Annotated in this window: 19 protein-coding genes; 3 read left to right on the top strand and 16 right to left on the bottom strand. The window is 51.4% G+C overall.

The features are described 5' to 3' along the window. Positions 1-108 precede the first annotated feature (108 nt). From C7820_RS04815 to aroC, 7 genes are all read right to left on the bottom strand, one after another. Positions 109-1,701, bottom strand: coding sequence for an amidohydrolase (locus C7820_RS04815; protein WP_116229969.1), 1,593 nt, complete (start codon positions 1,699-1,701; stop codon positions 109-111). Between the two features lie 121 nt (positions 1,702-1,822). Beyond that, entirely contained in the window at positions 1,823-2,776 is a 954-nt protein-coding gene (mraY, locus tag C7820_RS04810; RefSeq protein ID WP_116229968.1) for a phospho-N-acetylmuramoyl-pentapeptide-transferase, read from the bottom strand. A gap of 176 nt (positions 2,777-2,952) precedes the next feature. Beyond that, complete coding sequence (locus C7820_RS04805; RefSeq protein ID WP_181908932.1) at positions 2,953-4,221, bottom strand: ATP-binding protein; 1,269 nt, start codon at positions 4,219-4,221, stop codon at positions 2,953-2,955. Positions 4,222-4,320: 99 nt separating this feature from the next. Then, positions 4,321-4,665: a hypothetical protein gene (locus tag C7820_RS04800; RefSeq protein WP_116229966.1), complete on the bottom strand. Its 345-nt coding sequence runs from the start codon at positions 4,663-4,665 to the stop codon at positions 4,321-4,323. Beyond that, positions 4,665-5,018, bottom strand: a complete 354-nt coding sequence (locus tag C7820_RS04795; RefSeq protein WP_309545737.1) for a CD3324 family protein — start codon at positions 5,016-5,018, stop codon at positions 4,665-4,667. Before C7820_RS04795 ends, C7820_RS04800 begins: the two co-directional genes overlap by 1 nt. An 11-nt stretch (positions 5,019-5,029) precedes the next feature. Further along, complete coding sequence (locus tag C7820_RS04790) at positions 5,030-5,734, bottom strand: hypothetical protein (RefSeq protein ID WP_116229965.1); 705 nt, start codon at positions 5,732-5,734, stop codon at positions 5,030-5,032. A gap of 139 nt (positions 5,735-5,873) precedes the next feature. Beyond that, positions 5,874-6,929: a chorismate synthase gene (gene aroC / locus C7820_RS04785; RefSeq protein ID WP_116229964.1), complete on the bottom strand. Its 1,056-nt coding sequence runs from the start codon at positions 6,927-6,929 to the stop codon at positions 5,874-5,876. A 173-nt stretch (positions 6,930-7,102) separates the two neighbouring features. On the opposite strand from aroC, the gene C7820_RS04780 reads away from it, so the two are divergent. Continuing rightward, the gene (locus tag C7820_RS04780; protein ID WP_181908931.1) at positions 7,103-7,993 is read left to right on the top strand and encodes a LysR family transcriptional regulator; all 891 of its coding nucleotides are present in this window, start codon (positions 7,103-7,105) and stop codon (positions 7,991-7,993) included. Between the two features lie 24 nt (positions 7,994-8,017). Here the strand turns inward: C7820_RS04780 and C7820_RS04775 are convergent, their stop codons facing one another. Next, positions 8,018-8,911 (bottom strand): AraC family transcriptional regulator, encoded by an 894-nt coding sequence (locus C7820_RS04775; protein WP_116229963.1) that lies wholly within the window; start codon positions 8,909-8,911, stop codon positions 8,018-8,020. Between the two features lie 110 nt (positions 8,912-9,021). On the opposite strand from C7820_RS04775, the gene C7820_RS04770 reads away from it, so the two are divergent. Further along, entirely contained in the window at positions 9,022-9,933 is a 912-nt protein-coding gene (locus C7820_RS04770; protein WP_116229962.1) for an EamA family transporter, read from the top strand. Between the two features lie 101 nt (positions 9,934-10,034). Here the strand turns inward: C7820_RS04770 and C7820_RS04765 are convergent, their stop codons facing one another. The 3 genes from C7820_RS04765 to C7820_RS04755 all read right to left on the bottom strand — a co-directional run bounded on the left by C7820_RS04765 (position 10,035) and on the right by C7820_RS04755 (position 13,171). Beyond that, complete coding sequence (locus C7820_RS04765; protein ID WP_116229961.1) at positions 10,035-10,868, bottom strand: carbohydrate ABC transporter permease; 834 nt, start codon at positions 10,866-10,868, stop codon at positions 10,035-10,037. 2 nt (positions 10,869-10,870) lie between these two features. Continuing rightward, positions 10,871-11,764 carry a carbohydrate ABC transporter permease gene (locus tag C7820_RS04760; RefSeq protein ID WP_089547816.1) on the bottom strand — a complete coding sequence of 298 codons (894 nt, stop codon included), beginning with the start codon at positions 11,762-11,764 and terminating at the stop codon, positions 10,871-10,873. A gap of 75 nt (positions 11,765-11,839) precedes the next feature. After that, the gene (locus tag C7820_RS04755) at positions 11,840-13,171 is read right to left on the bottom strand and encodes an ABC transporter substrate-binding protein (protein WP_116229960.1); all 1,332 of its coding nucleotides are present in this window, start codon (positions 13,169-13,171) and stop codon (positions 11,840-11,842) included. 760 nt (positions 13,172-13,931) lie between these two features. On the opposite strand from C7820_RS04755, the gene C7820_RS04750 reads away from it, so the two are divergent. Then, positions 13,932-15,308: a serine hydrolase gene (locus C7820_RS04750; protein ID WP_181908930.1), complete on the top strand. Its 1,377-nt coding sequence runs from the start codon at positions 13,932-13,934 to the stop codon at positions 15,306-15,308. 180 nt (positions 15,309-15,488) lie between these two features. On the opposite strand, the gene C7820_RS04745 is transcribed toward C7820_RS04750, so the two are convergent. The 5 genes from C7820_RS04745 to C7820_RS04725 form a co-directional block, all read right to left on the bottom strand. Further along, positions 15,489-16,373, bottom strand: a complete 885-nt coding sequence (locus C7820_RS04745) for a carbohydrate ABC transporter permease (RefSeq protein WP_076171504.1) — start codon at positions 16,371-16,373, stop codon at positions 15,489-15,491. Positions 16,374-16,395: 22 nt separating this feature from the next. Further along, positions 16,396-17,286 (bottom strand): ABC transporter permease, encoded by an 891-nt coding sequence (locus C7820_RS04740; RefSeq protein ID WP_116229958.1) that lies wholly within the window; start codon positions 17,284-17,286, stop codon positions 16,396-16,398. A gap of 93 nt (positions 17,287-17,379) precedes the next feature. Beyond that, complete coding sequence (locus C7820_RS04735; protein WP_116229957.1) at positions 17,380-19,056, bottom strand: extracellular solute-binding protein; 1,677 nt, start codon at positions 19,054-19,056, stop codon at positions 17,380-17,382. A gap of 180 nt (positions 19,057-19,236) precedes the next feature. Continuing rightward, positions 19,237-20,667, bottom strand: a complete 1,431-nt coding sequence (locus C7820_RS04730) for a response regulator transcription factor (protein WP_181908929.1) — start codon at positions 20,665-20,667, stop codon at positions 19,237-19,239. Beyond that, the gene (locus C7820_RS04725; RefSeq protein WP_258875117.1) at positions 20,660-22,408 is read right to left on the bottom strand and encodes a sensor histidine kinase; all 1,749 of its coding nucleotides are present in this window, start codon (positions 22,406-22,408) and stop codon (positions 20,660-20,662) included. Before C7820_RS04725 ends, C7820_RS04730 begins: the two co-directional genes overlap by 8 nt. Positions 22,409-22,533: the final 125 nt, after the last annotated feature.

The following is a 22,533-nucleotide window of genomic DNA, read 5'->3' as shown; positions in this document are numbered from 1 at the left end:
TAGTGAGTTTTTGGAATATAAACAACTTCAATTTATTCAGTTTTAAGTTGACCTAGCTGCAAGAGTACACTTCTTTCGCCTTCAACGGCCGTGTTCCTTCCCACCGGGCTATCCGTATACGATCGTTTCATCGACAACCGTCATCCGAACCTTATTTTCCAAAATCGATTCTGGCGGTTCGCCGAACGGGTCTCGTTCCAGAACGGTGAAATCAGCGACGTATCCCGGCTGAATCCGTCCCCGGTCCAGTTCATGCCCTGCTGCATATGCACTGCCTGTCGTATACAGCGAGATCGCTTCATACATGCTGAGCCGTTCATCGGGACCATATACGGTTTTTTGAGCATCCCCCGGCTTCATACGGGTTACGGCAGCGTATATGCCAAGAAGAGGCGAGACGCTTTCGATCGGCGCATCCGATCCGCCGGCACAAGGAATTCCGCTGCGAAGCAGTGTTTGCCAAGCGTATAAATGCAGCCCTTTCGCATCGCCGACCCGGTCCAGCACCCACGGAAAATCAGAGGTGACAAAGCTCGGCTGAATGTCGACGATAGCAGGCAGCTCCTGCAGCTGCGCCAGCAGCTCATCCCGCAAAATCTGCCCGTGAATCAGCCGGTCCCTCCTGCCCGCCGGGCATGGATGCGCGACAAACGCGCGCAGCACCTTCTCCGCGGCCCCGTCGCCAATAGCATGCGCAGCCGCCGCAAGCCCAGCGCTCCTTGCCTTGGCCACCAGCAGGTCCAGCTCCTCATCCGAATGAACGGCCACGCCGCTCGTGGTTGGATCATCTGCGTAGGGGCGGCTGAGCAAGGCCGTTCTTCCGCCCAGGGATCCGTCCGCAAACAGCTTCATCGCCCCGTATTCGAGGAACTCGGATTCCGGCACAAGCCTCCTTCCTTCCTCGAGCCATTCGTCGAGCGCAAGATGGTGGATCAGAAGATGTGTCCTGAATTTCTTTTGCCCCTCCATAATGACCTGTTGGAACGCTTGCAGCGTTCGGGTACAGCCGCCATAGTAGCTCAGATCTTCCGTATGGCAGCCGGTGATCCCCTGTCTCCAGCAGTCCTCAATGGCCATCGTCAGTGCAGTCTCCAGGTAGCTCTGAGTCACGCCGGGCATCCGATGCAGGATCAGATCCTGGGCCTGCTCCTTAAAAATACCGTCTAAATATCCGTCACTGCCTTTTCCTGCGACTCCGCCGCTTGGCACCTCTGTGTTTTCATTAACGCCAGTCTCCTGCAAGGTCATTGTATTGACGGCCAGCACGTGCCGGCAGACCCGCCGCAGCATCACGGGATGATTCGGGGCAGCCCGGTCCAGCTCCACCCTTGTCGGGAGAAGCGCTTCCTCCCACTCATTTTCGTTCCATCCTTCCCCGATAATCCACGTGCCTGGCGGAAGGCGCCGGGCTTGTCCGGCAATCTTGTCCAGCAGCTCGCCCCGGTGCTTCAGACCGGAAAGCTGCAGCTTGAGAAAGGTCTCCCCGTGGCCGATCAGGTGAATATGACTGTCCACAAATCCAGGGAACATGGCGCCCCCGCCAAGATCGATCACCTCGTCGATCCGGCCGTGAAATCTCTCTTTCAGTTCCCGCGTATCGCCAGCATCTAAGATGCGTCCTCCTTCGGTTATTACCGCTTCAACCGTCTTATGTTCCTGTTCCATCGTGTAGATGGTTCCGTTCGTCCAGCACTTGGCCATGACGCTCCCTCCTCCATCGCTTCATTCCTCAATCATCGATAAGTTTGACTGCTACAAGAATAGCACAAAAAAAGCAGCCGGTCCCTTGACCGCTGCTGCTTCATATCGATCAATCTATCGCTCAATGCATCACGTATTTCCAGATCAGCCAGCATATCAGTACACAAATCCACGAAATAAAACCGAAGATCGTAACAATTTTGTTTTCGCTCCATCCATATTTCAGACTGAAATGGAAATGGATCGGGGTCATTCGAAATAACCGCAGCTTCGTCTTTTTGTAATACCACACCTGTAAAATGACCGACAACTGCTCCGCAAGATAGATAAAAAACAGGATCGGTATCAATATTTCAACCTTTTCAATAACGGCCAAAACGGAAAGCGACCCTCCGATCGCCATCGATCCCGTATCCCCCATAAACGCCCTTGCCGGATAGATGTTGTAAAGAAAAAGTCCAAGCAGACAGCCGATCATCACCAGCGAAAATGTCTGCACCTCAGGTTTGTCCGAAATCAAAAAGAAGAAAAAATACGTCGGAATCGCCACATTGATCAGCAGTCCGTCCAACCCATCCGTAAAGTTGATCGCATTCGCAGAACCTACCACAAACAGCAGTATGATGGCCACATATACGTAAACAGGCAGCTGCAGATGGTATCCTTGAAACAGCGCGATATCACTTGTTACGCCAAACGAATGGAGCAATACATACAACAGGATGCCCGTAAAAGCAAATTGAAGCACCAGCTTCGTACGGCCGGAAATGCCGGCTGGGTCTTGCCAGAAGGCCTTTTTGAAGTCATCGAGAAAGCCAACCGAGCTGAACAACAAAAACGTAGCGCATAGGAGCAGCATAAGGGATGCCGGTTGTGATTGCAGTGAAATCGCTACCCCGATCAGCAGGATTAATCCGGCCATCAGCGGCGTACCGCGTTTGGCTTGATGATCTGCCGGAAGCTCGGCGCGGATCGGCTGCGTCAGCTTCAACCTTCGCAAGGTCCAAATCAGCAATGGCGTCAGTACGGCAACCAGAAGGAAAGATAAGCCGGAAACAGCCATAATTCCAAACATATGACGAACCCCTTCTCATTGAAAAATATAGTTTCCTTACATTATAAATAATTCGGATGTGTAGACAAACATTCTCCAAAGGCAAAATCTCTTTGAGATTAACTTATCCGATGCAATCCATCTAGGGAAAATATGTACGTTCTATATACCTTGATATGTACCTTCAACCTCACCATTCACTTCCCAGGAGCAGCTTCCTCTTTTTTTGTATACAGCGGCAATGTAATGATAAAAGTCGTTCCTTCGCCTTCCTTGCTTTCAATCGAAATCTGTCCGTTCATCTCGCGTATGATATTGAAAGTTACCATGGTTCCGAGCCCCGTGCCTTTTAATTTAGTGGAGTAATATGGGGATCCCAGCCTTTTGACCTGCTCTTTCGTCATGCCTACGCCTGTATCCGAGATATAGATTCTGGCCTTATTGTCGCTTTCGTCCACAAAGTATTTAATCGTTAATGTACCGCCGTCCGGCATCGCTTCAACCGCATTTTTGCACAAATTAATGATAGCTTGCCTTAACTTGGATTTGTCTCCATAAATGGTACCGGAGGAATGAAATTCGGTGACCATTTTCACATTTTGTAAATTAGCATAGGAGCTCAGCACATGGGAGGTTTCCAAAAACTCTTCGTTCAGTGAAATCGGTTCCAGTTTCTGGTTTTGAGGTTTGGCTAACGACAAGTAATCGGAAATGATCGATCCCGCCCGATCCAATTCCACGAGGGTAATGAGGGAAAATTCTTTACGCTTCTGATCCGTCAAGGACGGCTCACCCAATAGTTGAACAAATCCCCGCACAGTAGTGAGCGGATTTCGTACTTCATGAGCGACCGATGCGGCGATTTCGCTGACGACCTTCAGCTTTTCGGCTTCGATCATCCCTTCTTGAATCTTGACGTCGCGACGGACCGTTTCCAATATGTACACCAATAGAACCGACATAGCGCACTGCATCAGAACGATTGGCAAGGAAGGCACAAATGAATCCAGGAAGTACGATGGGCTGCCATTAAGCAAATAATAAATATTCAAGACGGTAATACGTAAAAAAAAGCAAAGACCAAACACGATCAGCATCCGCTTCAATAAGCTCGCACGGTTAAATACTGGAATCGCCAGGCAAACCAGCACCAGTGTCGGCGCTAGAGACAGCGCATAATAAACAATATGAATATCACCCAACACTTGCCGATAAATAATTGCACTGGCGAATAGCAGTAAGGCACTATACAACCCGCCGTATAAAGATCCCGCCACAAGCGGTATTCCCCGCAAATCCAAAACCGTGTTAAACACTTTGACAGGGAACGACATCGTGATAATCAAAGGTACAAGAAACAGCAGGAAATAGAGCACGGTTTTTTTCGATTTACACACAAAACGGTAGAACATGATAGGCAGTAATATAATGAATACATTGAGGATTAGGTTGGATTCGATATGCATTCCCTGTAGCCCCTTCGATTGTGGTAAATAAGCATTCTCGGGACCCAGGATAAATTCCTTCTCATTAAATTGTAAATTTTTCCGCATCCGCGCTCATCATCATGCATGATCTATAAAAAACAGCACGTGACCATAGTGCTTCATGAACCTTTTATAATCCGCCGATTCCTTCAAGACAATGATCGTGGAATAAGCATTTACTTTACGCCGTTTTAGTCTGGCGAACAGTTCTTTCTGTTCGATACAATAAAATTTGCCACTTTCATATTCAATAAGAAGAGGCGGAAGATCCGCAGTGTGATCATCCGCCTCAGCCGAATCATCTGCCTCTAGCTGTATTCCATCCATCTGGATCAGGCGTAATGGAAACTTAACGACGCCAAAATAGTGATTCTTCTCTCCTAAATAATCATGGAGAGCCGAAGCCACCTGCCTCGTAAGCATCAGGTAGCACTGAATCCATTCTTCCAGCAGCCCGTTATTCGCATATTGTACTGCCGAGCGTACCGTCGGAGCATAAGTGATATGCCTATCATTTTTCTTCGAATAAATGATTTCTTTATGGAATCCAGGGATAAGAAGTACTCGTCCGCAAGCTCCGAAACCGTCATCCCGTTGGCGTATTTGTTGCGGATCATCACATTTCGCCTCTGCAGGCGATCCCGGTAGCCGGACGTTTCTCCCCAGTCTTTTTTCTCCTCACCCTTCGGTATATACAACAGTTTCCCGGCGGCGTATTTCTGGATTTCTTTCAGCAGCTCCTCAGGCAGGACCTCGCCGGCATTTTCATATTTCATACGATCACCTTTTATAGAGCGTAAATTCGATCCTTCAGTTCGCTGATGGATTTCATGATGGACATGCACGATTCCTCGTCATCGATCGACGCATGCCACCGCAAAACATCGATTCCCTTATAATACGCCATACATAAAAATCTTTCTTTAAAATCCGGGATGACGATGTTTTGTTTACCGCAATATTCGAATAACAATTCAGGGATGTTCAAATAGGGCTTATTTAAGTCCATAATGGCAAAATCCAGAAGGAAATCGCATATGCCGGACCGGCTCCAGTCCGGGAAACCAACCTGCGTTTTCCCATCGGTGATCATAATTTCAAAAAACGTATTATTGTTCACTAAATAACGTCTGCCTTCACAATACTCGATTCTGGCTTCCATCTCCATCAAGTATTTTTCGACAAATTCACGGTCCAGAATCGTCGTATCATAGAGTTCCTTCCAATGATACCAATATCCTTCTTTATCATCCGCGAATGTGTCAACGAGAAACTCCCTGCAGGTGCTGTACTCCGTTTTACAATTCTCATCGAACTCACCGTAGCCTTCGACGCCCGCTATATCTGATGCGCTGATTTTTAAGATGCTGTCAAAAAACAATTCGTAGACTTTGGTAAATTGCTGCGGATTTAACGCATCGGCGAGAAATCCGTTTGGTGTCATGCTCACCTGTTCGGAAAGCATGGACTTGATGATATGATCCTTACTCATGTGCAGATCCCCTTTACATACACAAATGATTGATGGTCAGTATCAGCTGCGCGCCCCTGATCTGTCGTCATCATACCACTTGATCATGTAACGGAAATAGGCAATGAATAGGTTAAGTCAACTTTACCCTCGAATGAGGCTAGTACAGCAGCGCCGCTTGTCTTTTATAGTGATCTTCGATCACCATACAGGCCATCGCTTCAATCACCGGTACGACTCGCGGACAGATGCACGGATCATGCCTTCCGATCGTTGTAATTTCCCTTTCGTTTCCTTCCGTATCCACCGTTCGCTGAGGTTTGGAGATCGACGAAGTCGGTTTCACGACAACCCGGAAAATGATGTCGGCCCCGGTGCTGATTCCACCGATAACGCCTCCGGCATGGTTCGTAATAAACCCGTTCTCGTCCATTTGATCGTTGTGTTCGCTTCCCAGCATGGATGCCGCCCGGAAACCGGTCCCGAACTCGATTCCTTTGATCGCGCCGATCGAAAGCATGGCCTTGGCCAGCTCAGCATCCAGCTTATCAAACACGGGCTCCCCAAGCCCTGCCGCAACGCCGCTGATCCGGCATTCAACGATACCGCCGCAGCTGTCGCCCTCTGCCGCGAGTTGTTCAATCCGCTCGATCATCTTCACCGCCGCTTCAGGATCACAGGCACGAACAGGATTTCGTTCGATGGCATCAGGTTGGAAGGCTTCGCAGCGGATTCCGGCGACCTCGGTCGTATAGGCCATGACGGAGACTCCCCGCCGTTCCAGCAGTTTCCGCGCAACCGCTCCGGCCGCGACCCGTGCCGCCGTTTCCCTTCCGGAAGCCCTCCCGCTGCCCCGATAGTCCCGAATGCCATATTTCTGATCGTAAGAAAAGTCCGCATGCCCCGGGCGATACATCTGTTTGATGTCATCGTATGCGGACGGACGCATGTCCGTATTATTCAGCATCACGCTGAGCGGAGTCCCTGTTGTCCGGCCTTCAAACACACCGGATAAAATCCGGACCTTATCATATTCTTTACGCGGCGTTGTGACCGAAGACTGGCCCGGCTTTCTGCGGTCCATCTGAACCTGAATATCGTCCTCGTTCAGTTCAACGCCTGGAGTGACGCCTTCGATAATGACGCCAATGGCTTCTCCATGCGATTCACCAAACGTCGTCATTTTAAACCTTTCACCAAAAGTACTTCCCGGCATAAAAGTTCCCCCTCTGTATAGATTGATCTAAAGTTTTGCATTGAACTTGCAACCATCTCTGTAGTTCATTCCATCTAACATCATGTACTGTCCTTATGTACTAGTTTAGAGGTATACTTGTAATAAATGAAATTGTAATTTTCGATTCTTGCCATAGAATGGATTGATGCCAAATGATGATGAACACGGAATGGTACCGGATTTTTCTTCACGCTTCGGAAACCTTGAATATGACGAAAGCCGCGCAGCGCTTAAATATGACACAGCCCTCCGTCAGTTATGCGATCAAGCAGCTGGAAGACGCGCTTGGAGTTAAGCTGTTCCACCGCTTGTCCAAAGGAATCGTTTTAACAGAAGAAGGGCATGCCTTGTACGATCAAGTCAGACAAGTATTCGATAAACTGGATTACGCCGAACGTTACATGAAGCAGTTGGGACAGCTGAACGAAGGGCGGTTACGGATCGGTGCCAACGGAGCGATCATCCGCGACTATATCGTTCCTCTACTCGATATTTTCCGTTCCCAATACCCCAACATCCGGGTTCAAGTCTCACAGCAAAAGACCGGTCAGATTTTGGAGCAGTTACAGCAGGGCTTACTTGATCTGGGCTACGTTTATCTTCCGGTGAAGGATGCGGAGATTCAGATTGTGGATACTTTTGTCTCGCCGTATGGTGTGGTGGCGGGGAAACCCTTTGCCACTCTGGCGAAAACCCCCTTGTCCGCTGCACAATTGGCCGAGCTTCCCCTGTTAATGCTGTCCCAGGGAAGTGCGACCCGCTCCTATATCGAAGCCTGGTTTCAATCCCAAGGCGTGGAAGCGGCGGCCGATTTCGAGCTGAACAGCTTGGATATGCTGGCGGAGTTTGCCGAGCGGGGGTATGGGGCAGCTATTTTGCCGAGAGCGTTTGTAGCTTCAAAGATCGATGAGGGTGCTTTATTGGAGCTTTCTATGGAAGTTCCGCTGCCGGACCGACACGTAGGCGTAGCTGTCAGAAAGCATTCGTCTCTGTCGCTCGCTGCAGAGGCCTTTTTGAACATACAAAGCAGCCGGCCTCACTGACCTGCTGTCCTCGCCGCGTTCCGATTATGAACGTGCATCCATTTTACATTTCTTGTAAGCAAGCGGTGTCATATTCATCGCCTTTCTGAATTTTTCTATAAAGTAGCTGGTACTGTTAAATCCAACTTGATAAGCCACCTCGGTAATGCTGGAATCGGCTTGCTGCAGGAGGACTGCGCTTTTCTGAAGCCTGTAATCGGTCACATAATTCAGCGGAGTCGTATTGAGCATTCGTTTGAAATAGCGGCAGCATTCCGAGCGGCTCAATTGACCGGCTCTGGCAATATCATTTAACGCGATTTTTTCGGCGTAATGGATATCGATCCAGCTCAACATCTGCTTCATCCGCTCGTTTTTTACCGCTTCCACCTGGTCATATTGCAGCTGAAAACCGTTCATGATCAGGTTCTTCCAAATGAAGGCCAGCTGCATCGTCACATCCAGTTCAAAGTAGGGCGGTTGATGCTGAATCCATTGATGAATGTTCACCAAGGCATCTAAAATATTGGCGCCCCAAGCCTGATTACGATCGATGTATAAATAAGGCAGATTCGTCGCTTGAATATACGGAGCCACATAGGCTGCATATAGCTCCCGTGATACGACAAAGTCAGGGGAGACATTCAGGCAAATATACACGCAGCCCGATGCGTTCCGATCTTCCGCCATGTGCAGGCAGCCGCTGTTGATAAAGACCCCTTCCCCTTGCCGAACGACGAGCTTCTCTTCGTTAATTTGGAACTCGGCTTCCCCTTTGACAACCCGAACGAATTGCAATTCATCATGCCAATGAAGCGGAATATGTCCGTGTATGTTTTGGTTAATCGTCGTTTCGTAGCAGGCAACCGGAAGCACGACCGTCCGGTGCTCGGTTAATTCCTTCAAATTGCCGCCAATCCTGAAATCTTTAATTTGCAAATAACCCCCACCTCAATATTGTTATATTTTTATATCCAATTTCGGTATTCCGAACAAAATTTTTTACCTATTATAACACTATTATTATATTTAAGGCGGAGAATCAGTCTATGAAGCTTTCAGCTAGAAGGAAAGGGTTATTTCTTGTCATTACAGGAACGATATTTTGGGGAATGAGCGGCACCGTCGCCAAAAAGCTCTTTGAGCAAACCGCAATCGATGTTAACGGACTGGTCACGGTACGCCTGCTCATCGCCGGTATTTTACTGTTAACCATTCAATTTTGGCTTAAAGACCGCTCGCAAATCGTTGAGGTATGGAGAGACCGTCGGACCGCTTTGCGGCTCATTGTTTTCGGATTGGTCGGCATGCTATCGGTTCAATATACGTATATGGCATCGATTCAGCATGGAAATGCCGCTGTGGCAACACTGCTGCAGTATTTGGCACCTGTCATGATCATCCTCTATTTGATGCTGCGGAAGCAAATAGTTTTCACGCGAAAAGACTTGCTCACCGTGATCCTTGCCTTAGCGGGTTGCTTCTTCTTATTAACCAACGGTTCGATCTCGGAGCTTTCCGTGCCATTTCCAGCCGTAGTTTGGGGTGTTTTATCAGGCGCGGCCTTGGCGTTCTACACCTTGTATGCCGTCCCGCTACTGAAGCAATACGATTCCCTCGTCATTGTCGGCTGGGCGATGATCATCGGCGGTTTGGGATTAAGTGTGATCCATCCACCATGGCACACCGACTTTACAGGCTTGACGATCGATGCTTATCTGTACTTAGCTTTCGTGGTCCTTTTCGGCACGATGATCGCATTTTGGTTTTACATCGAAAGCTTACAAAGTCTTTCACCTAAAGAAACGAGCCTTTTAGGCAGTTTGGAGCCGCTGGCTGCTGTGATCACAACCGTATTTTGGCTAAAAGAGCCTTTTGGTTTTTTCCAGTGGCTGGGTACAGCGTGTATCATCGGACTGATTTTGCTTCTGACTTGGGATAAGAAATCGTCGTCCAGCTAATATGAATTTTTCATATATCGAATTTCTCATATGTTGCTCAAAAGAAAAACCGGCAAATTTGCCGGTACTCGCGGGTCGTGTGCAGCTATTCAGAAACGAATCTAACCTTTCACCGCACCGGCCGTCATGCCGTCGATGAAGTACTTTTGGAAGGCCACAAACAGGATAAAGATCGGTAGAATCGAAAAGAACGAGCCGACGATGAGCAGGTCATAGTTGTTGCCGTACGGCGTCAGCAGCGTCTTCAAACCGATCGGCAGCGTGTACTTGTGCGAATCGCTCAGCACCATAAACGGCCACAAAAAGTTGTTCCAGCTGTTCATCCCGTTGAGAATGGCCATCGCCGCGAAGGAAGGCTTCATGACAGGAAGGATCAGCCTGGCGTAAATGCCGTACTCGCTCGCACCGTCCACCCGGCCGGAGGCGATAATCTCTTTCGGAATGCCGGACAGATACTGCCTGAAGAAGAAAATCGTCGCCGCATTGGCGATGCCCGGCAAAATAATTGCCGAGTACGAGTTCATCATGCCGAGGTTAAAGGTAAGCGTATATAAAGGAAGCAGCAATATTTCAAAAGGAACCATCATGATCAGCAGTACGCATATAAAAAGGATATTTTTGCCCTTAAAATCATAAGCGGCAAAACCGTAAGCTACCGTCGCGCTGACCAGCAGCGTCAGAACGACCTGCACCACGGTCAGCAGCAGCGAGTTGAAGAACCACGTAAAATACGCATGATCCCCCGTGAACAAGAAAACAAAGTTGTCCAGACTCATGACCGAGAAATCAAGCTTCAGATTCAATCCGTACCGGATCAGCTCTTCGCCGGGCTTGAAGGAAGCGAGCGTTATAGCGTAGAACGGCAGCAGAATCAGGAAGCAGATGACGGCGAAAATGACGACGAGGACGATGTTGAGTGTGGTATTCTTTTTCATCCCTAATCCTCCTTCTTAAACATGCCGGAGAATGCCAGCTGCGTCAGATTAATGATCATCGTCACGGCGAGCAGCACAATGCCGACCGCGGCAGCGTAGCCTAGATTGTTCTTCTCGATCCCTTGGCGGTACAAGTAGCCGACGATCGTGAGGCCGATGTTTTTCGGTGAATTGTTGCCGTTCCACAGCATGAGGCTTTCGATAAACATGGCCAGTCCCGCATAAATGCTGATCGTAAGCACATAAATTGTGGTCGGTTTCAGCAGCGGCATCGTGATTCTCGTGAATTTCTGGAATGCGGAGGCGCCGTCGATCGAGGCGGCTTCGTAGTATTCCTCCGGAATATTTTTGAGACCCGACAGGAAGTACAGGATGTTAACTCCAGTCCACCGCCATGTCGCCAGGGCGAGCAGCGCAACAAAACCGGTCAGATGCCCCTTCAGAAATTTCACCGGCTCGATACCGAAGACGCCAAGGACGCTGTTGATCAGCGACCCTTCCATCTCCCCGAACATCAGACGGAAAATCGTCCCCGCCACCACCACGGATGTCAGTGCAGGAAAGAAGAAAGCCGATTTAAAAAATTCGCGGCCCCACATCCATTTGTTGTTGATCAGCACCGCAAGCAGCATCGGAAACGGAATCAGAATGACCAGCGTCAGCACCATATACAGCGCACTGTTGCCGATCGACTTCAGGAACACGCCGTCCCCCATCAGCTTCTGATAGTTGTCCATCCCTGTCCACTCGGCCTCCTGCCCCAGGGTGACATGCTGGAAACTCATGCCGAACGAGCTGAGCAGCGGGTACACCCAGAACACCAGAAAAATGGCGACAAACGGGAACACGAACACGTACGGGGCGACCTTTTGCGAATATATAAAACGCTTGATCATGTCTCTACTCCTTTCTGTTTAAAAAAGAGCCGCTCCCCGATAACACAAGAGCAGCTCTGATTCCCGGCACGCCGGCTATTTCAGTTCCTGTTCGATCTGTGCCTGCGCGTCGTCCAGCGCTTCCTTAATGTCACGTCCGTCCTCAAAAATTTCGTTGAGCGTCGTCGTGTACAGCACGTTGTTGATCGTCGGCGAAGCCGGCGTCGATTTGATCAGACGGATTTCATCCTTGATGTCGTTCAGCACGTCAAACGGGTTGTTGACGAAATATTTAACGAATTGGTTTTCGGGATTATGCGTCACGTCCTTCATATTCCATACGTCCATATTGATCGGGTCAAAGCCGAGCGTGTTCCAGATTTCGATGTTCGCGTCGAGGGACAGCTTGGCGTACGCAATGAAGTCTTTGGCCAGTTGAACGTCTTTGGCCGTTTTGGTGACGACGGTACCGGTTCCGCCTCCGCCGTAAGAGCGCGGCATTCCTTTTTCCATGACCGGAATCGGCGCAAGTGCGATTTTACCGGACAGGTCAGGCATGTAGTTCGTGTAACGCGACATCATCCACAGCGGCATGAAAGCCGTCGCATATTTTCCTTCGTTAAACTCGCCGTACGCTTCCTCTGTGTCCGGCTGCCCGCCGGCAATTGTGGCGATGACGTTGTTATCCTGCAGATCTTTCAGCACCTTCAGTCCTTTGACCATGGCGTCCGAATTGACGATCGGCTTGCCCGCATCATCGGTAAAATCGCTTTTCTGCTGAGCCAGCATCATCGATGCCTCCCAACCGGCGCTCGTATCCGCCGTACCCATGTATTTGCCGGTCTTCTCGTACACCTGCATGCCTGCCTTCTTGAAATCATCCCAGGTGACGATCGATTTGTAGTCCACGCCGGCTTCCTTTAGAATTTCGGTGTTATAGAACGCAACCGACGCACCGACGTGGGTCGAGAGTCCGTAAACCTTCCCTTCCTTGCTGTACATATCGATCTGGGACTGGACGATGGTATCTTTGTAAGGCTCGACCACGTCATTCAGAGGCTCCAGCTGTGGGGTGCCTTTCAGAAAATCGGGAAACTTGCCGATCTCAATGTCTGCAATATCCGGTGCCCCAACGCCTGTCTGTACCGCGATCGAGAGCTTGTTATGCATGTCGTCATACGGCATGACCGTGACGTTCAGCTTGATCTGGCGATCCGGATTCGCCGCGTTCCATTTCTCCAGCATCTTCTTGAAATGCTGCCCGTGCAGCTCCACAAATGTCCAGTAGGACAGCTCGGTTGCCGTGTCGCCGGCCCCTCCGTCCAGGACGGACGTTTTGCCTTCCGCACTATTGGAAGACTTGCCGCATCCCCACAACATCGTCGTCATTGTGACGACCAGCAGCAGCATCAGCCATTTTTTCTTCATATCCAGGATCCTCCCCTAAGCTTCAATGATTTTTCTTGCCGCCAAGCACTTGCAGGACAAAACAAATCTGACTGACCAAGAACGGGTGACCTAAAAACATGAATAAAGCGCTTTCATTTGTGTCTGATTTCAACTCCCCTGCCGGGCTCCGGCGGCTCCTCATCTCAGGAACCATTTTTCCGGGCGCCGCTTCCGCAAGCTGAACCGGGGCAGCTTCGGTAGGTTGCTGCGAAGATGACCTCCTCGGTTTTAATGTTTTCTAAAATAATTCAATACATATTGAATGAATCCGTTTGCAAATATAAAATAACATACAGGAAATGGAGTTGTAAATATAAAATCTAAAACATTTTATATTTTTTTAAAACATAACAGATTGAGGCTTTTTTAACCTTCGATCCGACCTTTTCTTCATTCAGCTGCCCATACCAAGTCCTTTCCCCTATTCAGTTAGCCGATCGTTATTCTTATGGTCTGCCATCTACTCCCGCCAATCGACTTTTTTCTGCATGATTCTTTTAATGTCCCTATTATTTTATGTTTATATAAAATAAAAAAAACGGAGCCCTAGCTCCCGCTTTATTCCCGAGACTATGTAAGTAATTTTGTCAAATCCACGGCATCGGCAGAATGTTATGAACAAAAAGTGAACGCTCACAAAAACAGATTGTAAACTAATATTACATCCATTTATAATATGAGGTATACATCAACCGATCATGTCATTTTATATAACATTTCTTTTTTGGAGGGATGTTTGATGACCCGCAGACGGAAACCGGTATTAAGAAGAACCCTAATGACGACGATTGCCGCTACGGCCCTGCTGACCAGCTTGCTTCCGGCAGCGTCCGATGCTTCTCCGGACAAAGGCTTATCTGCAATCGCATCAGCCCTGAATCCCATCCTCCAGCAGGCGGAGAAGGACGGGATTCGCATGTCGGTCGGCATCCGCGACCTCAGCGGCTATTACGGGCATGAAACGCTGCTACTTGGGTCGCAGGAGCCGTACATGCCGGCCAGTACGATCAAGCTTGCCGTCGTATCCGCGTTGATGCTGCAGGTTGACCGGGGCGAGCTGTCCCTGGCCGATCAGGTCAGGGTAACGCCCGAAGACGTTGTGGGCGGCAGCGGATCGCTGCAGACCGAAAGCTTTCCGCAGGACCTTACGCTGGAACGCCTTGCCCGTCTGATGATCACCCAATCGGACAACACGGCGACCAACGTGCTCATCGACAAGGTCGGCATGGACAATGTCCAGCAGCTGATGGACCAATTGGACCTGCGGACGATGCACCTTGGACGCAAAATGTTTGCGACAGCTCCCTCCCCGGCCCAGGACAATTACATCGACGCCGCGGATTTGACGGAGCTGCTCGGCCAAATCTATCAGGGTTCCTTCCTCAGCGTCTCCTCCAGAAACCAGATCATCGCCTGGATGGCCCGGCAGGAGGTCAACACCAAGTTTGGAGCAGCGCTGACCGATGCGCCAATCGCCCATAAAACCGGGGAAAATGCCAACGTCACCCACGATGCAGGTTATTTCCTTGTACCGGGGCATGAGCTTGCCGTCTCCGTGCTGCTGCAGGTAACGACAACCCAGGATTTCGACGAAGCGCAGCGGATCGGCAATCCCATCGTGCAAAAGGCCGCCAGAGCCATCTACAGCGAGCTGGTCAAGGATCAGGAAGCATCCGCCGGCAGTCCGCTCACCCGCGCCGAGTTCACTTCCCTGGTCGCCAGAGAGCTTGGTCTGGCATCCGCTGCGGATCAATCCAGCCAGTTTCACGATATCAGTGACGATAGTCCGTTTGCAGGCGAAATCGCCGCAGCCCGTCAAGCTGGCCTCGTGCGTGGAACCGGCGACGGCCGGTTTGACGGAACGGCGGTAATCACCCGCGCCGAGATGGCTGCGATTGCGGTTCGCGCCTATGTGTTCCTTCACCGCGAAGCTTCGGTGTCAGAGGAGGCTCCCGAAGCCAACGAAGGCACCGTCCCCTCCTGGGCCGCAGGTTATGTCAGCCGAGCTCTCCAATTAGGAATGATGGAGCCTGCTGCAGCGCGAAGGACGGACCAACCAGCAAACCGGCAGGACGGGTCCCGATTCATCACCGGCATGTGGAACTTTACTCGCTGATCCGTTCCGGCTTCATCTAAGCTGCCGCTTTATTCAACACATAAAGGGATGCCCTGCCGTCGTATCGGCGTAAGGGCATCCCTTTTGTCTTTATTCCTTGCTTTTTCGTCGGGCTCAGCATACACGCAAGGGCGATACCGGATCAGCGGCTGTTCCTGATCCATTTTGCCAGTGTCCCCCTCATTCCTTCACGGAGCCCAGCGTAATCCCCGTAATAAAGAACCGCTGCAGAAACGGATAGATGACCAGCACCGGAATCATCGCAATGAAAATTTTGGCCGCATTCAGCGTCCGGTTCGACAGTTCGCTCATCCGCTGAATCTGTTCGGCCGTCATCGTGTTGGCATCGATCACCACCACCATCTGCTGGATATACGTCTGAAGCGGATAATGGTCCGCCGCCGACATCAGCACGAGCCCGTTAAAAAATTCGTTCCAATGGTACACGATGCTGAACAGCGTAACCGTAGCAATGACCGGCCCCGCGAGCGGGACAAAGATCTGGATCATCATCCGCCAGGGGCCCGCACCGTCGACAAGCGCCGCCTCCTCCAACTCTTTTGGCAGATTGCGGAAAAAGTTAATGACAAGGATGACGCTGAAAACCGGCACGCTGTTGCCGAGAACGAGCGCCCAAATGTTGTTGATGAGCCCCAGCGACTTTACCGTCATGTACCAGGGAATCAGTCCGCCGTTAAACAGCATCGTAAACACGAGGATCCACATGAGCACATTGCGATACGGCAGCTCCTTGGCATTTTTGGATAACGGATACGCCATCAGCAGAATGACCACAAAGTTCAGCCCCGCCCCGAGGATGACCCGCTGCACGGATATCCAGAACGAGTTAAAAAATTTGCGGTCTCCCATCAGCTCCTGGTAAGAACCGAGGTTGAAACCGACGGGCCACAGCCCGACCCGCCCCGAGCTTGCCGCTGCATTGTTGCTGAGGGATACGGCAAGGGTGTACCAGATGGGCAGGATGCATAAGATTGCGATGCCTACCAGGATCACGATCAGCGCAATATCAAACAGCCGGGAGCCTGCCGTGTTGTCTTTTACCATTGAACATGCACTCCTTTTGTCATCAAAAGATACGGTAGTTGGCAAACCGGTAAGCGAGATAATAGGAGATCGTGATCATCAGGAAGCTGACCACCGATTTGAGCAGGCCCATGGCGGTTGCCAGGCTGAACTGCAGATTGACCAGCCCCGTCCGGTAGACCCAGGTGTCGATAATGTCGCCGCTGGAATAGACCAGCGGGTTGTACAGATTGAAGATCTGCTCAAAGCCCGCGTTCAGCACATTGCCAAGGCTGAGCACCGAGAGCAGCACGATCGCCGAGACGATACCGGGAAGCGTCACGTGCAGCATCCGCTTGAATCGAGTAGCCCCGTCGATCGCAGCCGCCTCGTACAGAGCCGGGTTGATGCCGGTCAGCGCGGCCAAATAAATGATCGTGTTGAACCCGAATTCCTTCCACACGTCGCTTCCTACGATGAGGGCCGGAAACAGGTCCGCCCGCCCGAAGAACAGGACCGGCTTGATATGAAACACCGACAAAATTTGGTTCACCGGACCGGTGTAGCCAAAGATATCGAGCAGAATCCCCGAAAGGATAACCCAGGACAAAAAATGCGGCAGGTATACGATCGTCTGAATCCAGCGCTTCAAATACCGCAGCCGCAGCTCATTCAGCAGCAGGGCAAAGACGAGCGGGATGACCAGATTACCTACAATTTTAAGCACGGCGATCACCAGGGTGTTGACCAGAATCGTGACGCTGTCGTTCAAGGAAAACATGTACTTGAAGTTTTCAAGACCGACCCACTCCGAATGCAGAATTCCGAGGCCCGGGTTGTAATCCTGAAAAGCCATGACGATGCCGAACATCGGAACGATGCTGAACAGGGTCAGCCAGATCATTCCGGGGAGAAGCATCAAGTAATAGTGCTTGGCGAATCCCTTGTTAATCATCTTGCAGCTCCTTCCTTTTCCGGGTCATATGCTTAAATAGGGGAGGCGCCGGAACGGTTCCCGGCACCTGCCTTTCGTTGGAGCGTTAAAAGCCTAATGCTGTGCGAATTCCGCAACTTCCTTGAGAATGTCGTCCCCGCCCTGCTTCCGCCAGTCCTTCACGAACTGATCAAAGGTGTCCAGCGGGGCCGCTCCCATAATGATTTTCAGAAACGTTTCCTTCTCCATTTTGTCGAGCGTTGCCCACTTGCTCTCCATCGTTTTCGTTTGGGAATAGGTCAGGCTGTAAGTCTTTTTATAGGGCTCCATCAGCGGCGCAATGCCGACCAAGGTGGAGTAGAGCCGTTTCCAGGCGCCCAGATCCGCATTCGGGTCCCAATACTGGATGTCCATTTTATCGTATGGTTCGAGCTTCACCTTTTTAATGTTCTCGGCATCGGCCTTCAGCAGCTTGTAACCCGGCAGATCGAGCTCCTCCGGCTTTTTGGTGCCGGCGAGCACTTCCTTCATCGCGTTGTAGGTCACGTACATTTCGTCCATTGGCGCAAACACGATGCGCAGCGGGTAATTCCCTATGCCGACGCTGACGTCGAATTTGGATTCGTCCCGGAGCAGAAGGTTTTCCATTTTAATCGCAGCTTCCGGATGCTTGTAGCCTTTGCGGACGACGAGATATTGGTTGGACGGCGTTCCCATATGAGGTGTGAACTCCCCGTTCTTGTCAAGCAGGGTGTAGGCCTGCCAGTTCGCCTTCGGATTGTTTTTGATGGCGTCCGCCAGCGGGCCGTACCCGCCTGCCCACCACAGGCCGAAGTAGATCCCGGAAGTACCGTTCTTGATCAGCTCCTGCGCGTCCTTGCGGATGCTCATTTCCGGATCGATCAGCCCTTTGGCATACAGGTCCCGGAGCTTGGCGAGCGCCTCCTTCGTTTCGGGTTCGATGGATCCGTAGGTCGGCTTCCCGTCTGCGCCCTTCAGCCAAAAGCCCGGATATGCGTGATAGGCGCCGAAGATCGGATCAAATCCGTAGTTGTTGTTGTTCGGATTGATGAAATCCGCATTGAGCAGTCCGCCGGATTGCGGGCCGCTGATGCCGATGGTGTCGTTTTTACCATTACCGTCCGGATCCTGTTCCACAAAGGCTTTGGCGACCTTCTCCAGCTCATCGACGTTCCGCGGGACCTCGAGACCGAGCTTGTCGAGCCAGTCTTTGCGAATCCACATGATATGCTGCATGTCCGATTCCGCCGTCACGTTTGGCAGCGCATACATTTTTCCGTCGAAGGTGACGGATTTCATCGCAAGCCCATCCGTCGAATCGATGATCTTTTTCAGCACAGGGGAGGCATACTGCTCGTATACTTCCGACAGGTCGGCCAGCTGATTGCTCTTGACCATCTGCCGCAGCTGCGTGTCCGTCACGACAAGAGCATCCGGAAGGTCGTTGCTGGCGATGGCCAGATTTACCTTTTGCTGATAATCCTTGCCGACGCCGGCCTGCCAAATAATCTTCGTATCGATATTGAGGTTGTCCTTGACGTACCGGGTATAGACGTTATTTTCCGGTGAGTCTCCTGGCGGAAGGCTCTTATCTGCCGAGTCCACCTCTTTGCCGATGTTGATCGTAACCGTCTCGCTGTACTTGCCGAACGGGTCCACCGGATCTTTGGATACGTCGGCTTCCTTCTCCGAAGCGCCGCCGCTGCCGCAGGCCGACAGAACCAGCATCAGGCCCGCTATCGCCAGGCTCATCATGGATTTTGCTCTCATCTTCTTCGCCCCTTCTTTCGCTCTTGGTTTGCTTGCACCTCTAAGGTAACACAGGGTTCCGCTTTTCCCGGTTAGACGGAAGTTTCAGGTTGGGATAGACAATTGACTTCAATCGGGAGGATGTCAGCGGTTTCACTGAAGCGTTTTCGACGAATTTCCTACTTGCCGGAGGACATTTCTCTACCCTTCTCTATCCTGATCCGATTGATTCCGATATTCGCTCGGCAGCAGCCCGGTATACTCCCGGAAAGACCGGCTGAAATACTTTTCGTCCTCATAGCCGACGTGCTGTGCAATCCAGAGGACCGTTTTGGTCGTATTCCGCAAGTAATGTTTGGCTTGATCCAGACGGATGCGGCGCAGGTAGGCGTTGAAGTTGGTCCCGACGATTTCCTTGAAGCACTGGCTGAAATAACTGCGGCTCATGCTGACCCTGCGGGCGATTTCCGCCGCCGTCACCGGCTCGTCCAGCTCCTCGTGCAGCATGGATACGGCTGACATCACGCTCTGAACAACTTCGGGCGAATAAGGAGCCCTGCCCCATTCTTCGCGAAGCTGCTTGCGGACGCCGTCAAACCACGCTTCGACCTCGAACCAGGAATTCAGCGGAGCGGGCAGGCGAATGCGAGTCGTTCCGGTTTTACAGGCCAGCTGGTCCAACCGGTCGGCCAGCACGTACAGCCGCCCCGAGAGCTCCGCCTGCGGCAGCCGCAGTTCTTTCAGCTCCTGCAGATTTGCCTGAAACAAACCTTCCCGGTAGATCCAGCCCGGCGAGAGCCACTGGGCCATTACGGTGAATGTAAGATCATCATTTACGGGATTCACGTTCTGCACGAGCGCTGACAAGGATCGATCCATGATCTTTACGGCCGGGTCATATTCGTAAAAAAACTCCCCTTCGCAGTACCTCCGCACCTGGTCATACACTTCGGATGGCATTCGGCCCTGGATACCCTTTAACCGGATCAGCGTCCACCCGGCGTCCGCTGAAGCCAATCGTACCAGCTCATCCAGCCCCTCCTCCCCCTTCTCCCCTCCCCCGAGGGTAAAGAACAAGACTTGGCGCCCCAATTCAGCAAAACGCTCCGCATACCGGACCGCCCACTCCACCACAGCACCTTGTTCCGGATCGCGGACCACTGACAGCAGCGCATAACCACGGTCCGTCGCAAAGGATTCGTCAGGGCTGCTTGCCCCGGGCTGTATGCGCAGCTTCCGAAGCCGCACTTCCTGCTCTGTGATGCGGCGATGAATCCGTCCCAGCACCTCCTCGAACCGTTCCTTCTCCAGCTGGACCTTGGCGATATAATCAATCGCTCCCAGCCGGATCGCTTCCTGGATGTATTCGAAATCCTGATGCAGGGTCAGCACCGCGATGTAAACCTCCGGATGCCGTTCACGCACCAAGCGCATCAGCTCCATGCCGGACATGACCGGCATTTCCAGATCCGTCAGCAGCAGATCGACTTCATGATTGTCCAGAAATTCCAGCGCTTTTGCTCCGTTGTTCGCCTCCCCGATTACCTTCATCTCGAAATCCTGCCAGGGCATCACCGAAATGAGCCCTTTCCGGACCAGTTTATCGTCATCGACCACGAGCACTTTAATCATGGTCCGCACCTCCTTCATTAGGTAAGCTAAGCTTGATCGTCGTCCCTTCTCCGAGCCTGCTCGATAGCTCGAGCTTAGCCCTTCCGCCGTAATGCATCCCGATGATCCGGTTGACGTAGCTCATCCCGATGCCCATGCCGGCACTCCGGTTCCCGACCTCTGCGGACAGCAGCGCCTCGATTTTGTCCTCGGGAATGCCTGCTCCGTTATCCCGGATGGAGATCTCGATTTGATCCGACTGCCGAACATCCACCTGGATATAGCCGTCGTCATCCAATCCGTGGTAGAGAGCGTTCTCGACGAGCGGCTGCAAAATAAACCGGGGAATAGGCACATCCAGCACCTCCTGATCAACGTGGATATGGACGTCGAACTGAAAATCGTATCGGATTTGCTGCAAAATCAGGTACTGCTTTACCGCATCGATCTCCTCTTGAATGGTGGACGTCTGGCCGAGCTTTCCCAGATTGTAATGCAGCAGTTTGTTCAAGGAAGAGACAAGCCTGTCGATTTCCTCCTGCCCGTTCATGACCGCGATCCAGCGGACGGTATCCAGGCTGTTCATCAAAAAATGCGGGTTGATCTGATACAGCAGCTTCTCTACCTCCAGATCCGCACGCCTTTTTTCCTTGGCCTCGACTTCCCGGAACAATTCCCAAATTTGATGCTTCATTTGCTGAAACCGCCGCACCAGCAGGTCGAATTCCGGAATATGGGTGCGGGCAGCCGGACTGCCGATGCGGCTGTCAGCCATTTGTTCGATTTCCCGGTGAAAGCCGCGCAGCGGGCGGTACACCATTTTCCACAACAGCCAACCCAGCAGCAGGCTCATGCCGAGAAACAGCAGCGAAAACAGGCCGATCTGCACGAACCAGCGGTTCATTTCGCGGTTATAGTCCGCCTTGGACGTTAACGAGACGATGCTCCAGCCTTGATTGCTTGTTTCCTTAAACCAGTAGAAGCCTTGTTCCGTGCCCGACGACTTGGCCTGGTCGAAATGCGGAAACTTCGTTCCGATCTGAAACGAATCCGGGGCGTCGCTGTAGGCGATTCGCCCGTCGTTATCCACAAACACATGGGAAGCCGACCCGCCGACGGCATCATTGTTCAATATGTTCTGCGTCAGCTTAAAGCCGGTTTCCATGTAAATGTACACGCCGTCCAGGTTAGGCAGGTTCACCTTGCGCATGGCCGAAAGCACGTATTGGTTGTCAAAACGGTTGTTGCTCACATGCGGTCCGTAGTACGAAATTTGGCTGTACTGGGCCAGCAGGGGGAGCTTCTCGGGAGCGAAGCTGTCCTTGACGCCCGTATTCTCCAGTTCATAGTGACGGTCGTTCACAAAATAATACATGGCCAGTCCGATACTGGGGTTAGTGAACGTAATCAGGCCAAGCTCCTCCTTCAAATCGCTGAGCGTTTTCGCCCGTTCGAACGGCTCCTCCGCCGATAGCATTTCACTCAGCTTGTTTCCGACGCTTCCGCCTACGGCGAATTGCTGCGACACATGGTTGAGGTTGTTGATGGAGTTTTCCAGAGAGAGCTCAACCTGCTTGAGGTTGCTCTGGATGCCGTTTTGGATTTTGTTGGTGAGGATAGAGTAAATGGTGAAATACGAGATGAGCACGATACTGACAAACGGAATCAATGAGCTGAACAGAAAAATGATCATAATCCTTCGTTTCAAGGTCAGATAATGATAGATACGCGCCTTCCACCTTGTTTTCATGGCATTCATCATGGCAGTCCCTCTTTTCTCATGCTTGGCTTGGCCCTCCTTCAGGTCTTGGAAATTGAGTTGGGAGAAGATCAGATGTAGGTTAACACAGGCGAGGCCAGGCACGCATTAACGATTTATCGCGTTAG

The organism is Paenibacillus sp. VMFN-D1 (assembly GCF_003386155.1).
GTDB classification, from domain to species: Bacteria; Bacillota; Bacilli; order Paenibacillales; family Paenibacillaceae; genus Paenibacillus_AQ; species Paenibacillus_AQ favisporus.
The sequence above is the reverse complement of the archived record's forward strand: the minus strand, read 5'-3'. Positions and strand labels throughout refer to the sequence as shown.